The organism is Marinospirillum sp., from assembly GCF_014859565.1.
Window position 1 is genome coordinate 1 of the sequence record NZ_JACUUA010000240.1, and the last position, 4,589, is coordinate 4,589.

Annotated in this window: 5 protein-coding genes; 2 read left to right on the forward strand and 3 right to left on the reverse strand. The window is 47.7% G+C overall.

Features of this window, described 5'->3' with window-relative positions:
• Positions 1–179: 179 nt before the first annotated feature.
• Both IBX50_RS17400 and IBX50_RS17405 read left to right on the forward strand, forming a co-directional pair.
• Complete coding sequence (locus IBX50_RS17400) at positions 180–449, forward strand: DUF1778 domain-containing protein (RefSeq protein ID WP_292257566.1); 270 nt, start codon at positions 180–182, stop codon at positions 447–449.
• Positions 446–979, forward strand: a complete 534-nt coding sequence (locus IBX50_RS17405; RefSeq protein WP_292257567.1) for a GNAT family N-acetyltransferase — start codon at positions 446–448, stop codon at positions 977–979. The genes IBX50_RS17400 and IBX50_RS17405 overlap by 4 nt, the downstream gene beginning before the upstream one ends.
• Before the next feature lie 72 nt (positions 980–1,051).
• Here the strand turns inward: IBX50_RS17405 and IBX50_RS17410 are convergent, their stop codons facing one another.
• The 3 genes from IBX50_RS17410 to IBX50_RS17420 form a co-directional block, all read right to left on the reverse strand.
• The gene (locus IBX50_RS17410) at positions 1,052–1,888 is read right to left on the reverse strand and encodes an alpha/beta fold hydrolase (protein WP_292257568.1); all 837 of its coding nucleotides are present in this window, start codon (positions 1,886–1,888) and stop codon (positions 1,052–1,054) included.
• Positions 1,870–3,789 (reverse strand): DUF4105 domain-containing protein, encoded by a 1,920-nt coding sequence (locus IBX50_RS17415; protein WP_292257569.1) that lies wholly within the window; start codon positions 3,787–3,789, stop codon positions 1,870–1,872. Before IBX50_RS17415 ends, IBX50_RS17410 begins: the two co-directional genes overlap by 19 nt.
• A gap of 103 nt (positions 3,790–3,892) precedes the next feature.
• Complete coding sequence (locus IBX50_RS17420) at positions 3,893–4,372, reverse strand: DUF3015 family protein (RefSeq protein ID WP_292257570.1); 480 nt, start codon at positions 4,370–4,372, stop codon at positions 3,893–3,895.
• Positions 4,373–4,589 lie beyond the last annotated feature (217 nt).

A 4,589-nucleotide genomic window follows, 5' to 3' on the forward strand; every position in this document is an offset into this window, starting at 1 on the left:
AACACGCCCTGGAGCCTGCCCGTTTTAAAGAACAGGCTCGCAGAGGCAAAGCAACTGCCTAGTTAATAAGCGGCTGGACTGCAATGTATCCGTCATTTTTCCGTACAAATTGCACTTCCTCATTTGGCACGTTATAATCCAGACAGAGTTACGGAAAAGTTCCGTACACAGGAGGGAATATGGCAACTGCACGCTTAGACATTCGCCTTGATGAAGAAATTAAGGCTAAAGCGGAAAAGGCATCAGCCTTGCTGGGACTAAAAAGCTTAACAGAGTATATAGTCCGGCTAGTGAACGAAGATGCTACCCATGTCATCAAAGAGCACGAAAGCATCCTGGTTAAAGACAGTGTCTTTGATGAGTTTATGCTTGCGTGTGATAAAGCCAAAGCACCTAATCAGGCTTTGCTTGATGCAGTGAAATTTACAGCTGAGAGTGGCATCAAGTGAGCTGGGGTAAGGAGTTTGTTGAGCTGAACAAGTCAAAACATGACCGCAGCTCATTTGATTGTGGAGAACAAGAGTTAAATGTGTTTTTAAAAACTCAGGCAGCGATACATATGCAAGCGGGTATCAGTCGCACCATGGTTTTACCCAGCACCCAGCCACTACTCAATCAAAAACATGCGATTTGTGCATTTTATAGTGTTACACCCAGTTCGATTAGCCGTGAAACCTTGCCTGTACATTTGGCAAAGAAGCTACCTCGTTATCCCGTTCCTGTTTTCTTGCTTGCTCAGCTGGCCGTACACAAAGAATTTCATGGCTCTGGCTTAGGCAAGATCAGTCTCATTCGTGCTTTAAAATACTTATGGGATGTCAATCACTACATGAGAGCCTACGCCATCATTGTTGACTGCCTTACTGATCAGGCTCAGTCATTTTACGCAAAATATGGTTTTGAAGCTTTATGCGAGCATAATGGGCGCATCCGTATGTTTTTACCCATGAAAACGGTAGAGCAAATTTTCAGTCGATAAAAGCCCCCTAAACCAGCCTACCTGTCGGACAGGCTTGGTAGCGGGGACGACTGATAAAAAATGGCAAGATTTTTACAACTGTTGCAACCATTGCAGTAGTTCATGCCGCCAGTTCAACTGTGCCAGCATTCTGATATGAGCGGCATCTTCATCCTGCAAATAAAAACGAGGTTCTGCAGCCAATTGGTACAAACGTTGTCCATGTTGGCAAGGAATAACCTGATCACCACAACTGTGCATAATCAGCAAAGGTACAGCAGGTCGCTGATGGATGTAGCGCTCTGGGCTGTGTCGATCACTGATCGTCCAGGATAAAGGGTACTGAAAAACCCAGGTGAGCCAGCTTTCTGAAAGTTTTTCACGGGCGATTCGGCGATAACCAGAAAAAGGACTATCCAGAACCACGCCTGCCAGTTGATCGGCCTCCGGTGCAACTGACATGAGCGTTGCTGCAGTGGTTGCCCCAATACTCTGCCCAAGCAGTACCAGCGGCAGGTTTTGTTGTTCCGCCCGTTGTAATGCCCACTTTAACCCTGCGTAAGCATCCTGATGCACTCCGGCTATACCAGGCTGACCTTCAGACAGCCCAAAACCTCGATAATCAAGAATGAAGACCTCCCATCCATGGCGCGTGATCCAGTTCAAGGCAAAAAAATGGGTACTGATATTTTCTGCGTTGCCATGCAGAAAAAATATCATCCCGAGTGGCTGTTCGCTATCTCGGGTTGGTAATAACCAGCCATGCAGCTTTGTACCATCCTTGCTGACCAGGTGGACATCCTCATAAGTGAGGCCAATTTGATCCGGTGTGCCTCGCAAGCCTTGCTCCGGCCAGTAAAACAGGCTGCCGCAACCACTCAGTTGCAGCAACAACAAACTGATCACCAGCCTTAAAAGAATCTGAGCCATGACAGATGCACCTGATGGTTTTCTTCTTCGCGCTTTTCCAACTGACCTAGTAACCGAATGGACTGGTTACGGGCATAGTTCCACTGCACGGTTCCTTCAGCATGAAGTGCATTGCCTGTTGCTCCAGCGGGGAAGTTTATCAGGCGTACATCCAGCCCGGTTCGCAGAGATCGGATAGGCTCCCAGACAAATCCTGAAACCAGCCCCGCCCCGATAGCCCATTCTGGATCAGTTGTTTTTTTGCTGACACCTGCCTGTGGACCGACTTCAAGTTCCGCAGCTAACATCAGATAAGTCATTAGATTTTCAGTGCTGCCCCAGGCACGCCCATAACCACCTCCTGTACGGGTTCGCCAGTCATCTTTTGTTTTAGCTAAAGGGTTAACACGACCAGCCTCAACCTGTACGCGCCATGCTGACATACGAAAAATGGGTGAGCTGGGCAGATAGTTTCCTACCTCCACCAGCTTAAGATGCCAGGGTTCCAGTCTCTCCTCTTCTTCGTAATAACGAAGTGTTAATTCAAACAGATTGATTTCTGCATTGGGTAGATAACCCTCCACTGCATCAAAGCGACTATGGTAGGAGGGCTTGGCAGCCAGCTGCATAAATAATTCAGATTCATGCTGTCCGAACCCAATAGACCACTGAGCGGTATCATGGCCTTGATGCGGGGGAACTTCAGGTATCTCGGGCTGTATGAAGCCGGAGCGATTTTGTACTTTTGAGCGAGCAACCAACAAACGATGCAGTTGCGGCGCTGCTTGATCACGTGGAAGCTTCTGGTGCTGGAAACGAAAATTGAGCCACTGGAAAGCCAGCTCATATACCCGCTCAGCACGGACAGACTCAGGTAAATATAAACCCGCTGGATCAGGTTGATCGAATACCAGAATACGGGCAAACTCCAGTTCATCTGATGTAACCTGCTCACTCATGGACTGAAGCCGTGTAGCAAATGATGGCCGGAAATGTCCCTGATCTTCCAGCAAGCCAGCTTGGCTCAATGCTCTGACAGTATCCACCGGCAATGCCTTAATATCAAAACCCCGAGTCAGATCAAGGTGGTCTTCAGCAACAGATAATAAAGCCAGTAATTGATAAGAGCAGTTTTCATCAAAAAACCAGTAATCAAAACGTACCTCATCCAACTCCCACATATGTAACAGCACACGACGCAGACCTTTCTCACTGAGACTCAGTGGATATTCCCAAATATCTCGGCTTTCCAGATAACTGTATTCATTCACTTTTTCGTAGTAGGGCATCAAGCTGAAATAGCCTGGATATTGCCCGATCATGCCTTTGATGGCATAGGCCAAACCACCATCACCTTCATCAACTACTGCAGCAAAATTAACGGCCCAGGCCACCAGATCAGGGTTCCGTTGTTTATCACGCGCATCAATACGCAGCAGGCTGTGACCAAACATGGATGAAGCGTTATTCATATAGGCAGCGGGGAAAATCAACGACAGGCTGCCCGCGTCGATTCGGCCAAGCCAATCTTCCAATGCGTCACACTGGCGCTCAGGGATCTGCTGATCCAGCTTGGTATTCAACCAGGCCGTTCGAGCGGGGAAGCGGCAGCGTACATCGTCTGCTTCATTGAGTTCATCTACCAACGCATTGTTTAATGCTGCAAGAGTAGCGTCCAGTTCTGCAGCGGGATTACGTGCGCCCTGAGGGTGCAGGAAAAACTTGTCATCATCGACCTGACTACGTACACCTTGTAAACGGCGTTTGTAATGTATCAGTCGCCACCAGGCATTTTCACTGCTCAGGTGTTCTTTTTCAGTCGCACTGATCTGGCTGAACTCAACCGTTTTTGTATCAGCGTATACCGTAACGGAGAAAAAGCAGAGCAGCACAACAACAATTAAAGCTGCCTTGTTTTGCATAGTAGGGAGGTTATCTTGATTGATTAGTTAATATCATTATGGCAGATGAAAAAATGCTGCCAGCTAAAAAGCTGACAGCATTTTATGACTCAAAAGCTATAAATTAGCCCAGAGTGTAAGCAGACAGCTGTTGGTCTTCAGAAACTACGCGGTTCATGTTTTCCAGAACCTGTTCTGCAGTCACACTGTCAGAAGAGAAGATGTCGCTGAAACGCGCTTGAGTGGCCTGGGAGAAAACAGCCTTGTCAGAAGCCTTAACGCCCCACAGGGTAGCCAGAGTATCCAGAGACTCGCCTTCGCCACGAGCTGCGTCAACAGCCAGAGTGTCCAGGTTGTCGTTTACAAAGCTCTGCAGAGCCAGCAGTGAATTCTCGGTGCTGCAGTTCAAGGTACCGGTGGTCATACCAAAAGTCTGGTTACCAGAAGTGCCGTTCAAAGTCGCAGCCAGTACGTTCATCACCAAGCCATCCTGACCTTCCAGCAGCACACTGCCCAGACCACAACCAGCATCAGAAACAGCGTGTGCAGATGCAGCAAAAGGAAGTACAACGGCCATGGCAGTAGCAGCAAATAATTTTTTCATTTCCAATATCCTCAATATCCAAGTTCTGAGTGTTTCCGTTTTCCTATTAGCATTAACTTAATAGGTACGCCTACTTAACCATATCCGCCCACCGCATTTCAACTTGCTTTTTGTTTCTACTGTAAATACTTTCGTTTAGTCTGCATAGCTGTAAAATACGCTGATCCCAACAAGAATTCAGATGAGGTTGCCCATGCCCACTTACCGTTCCCGCACT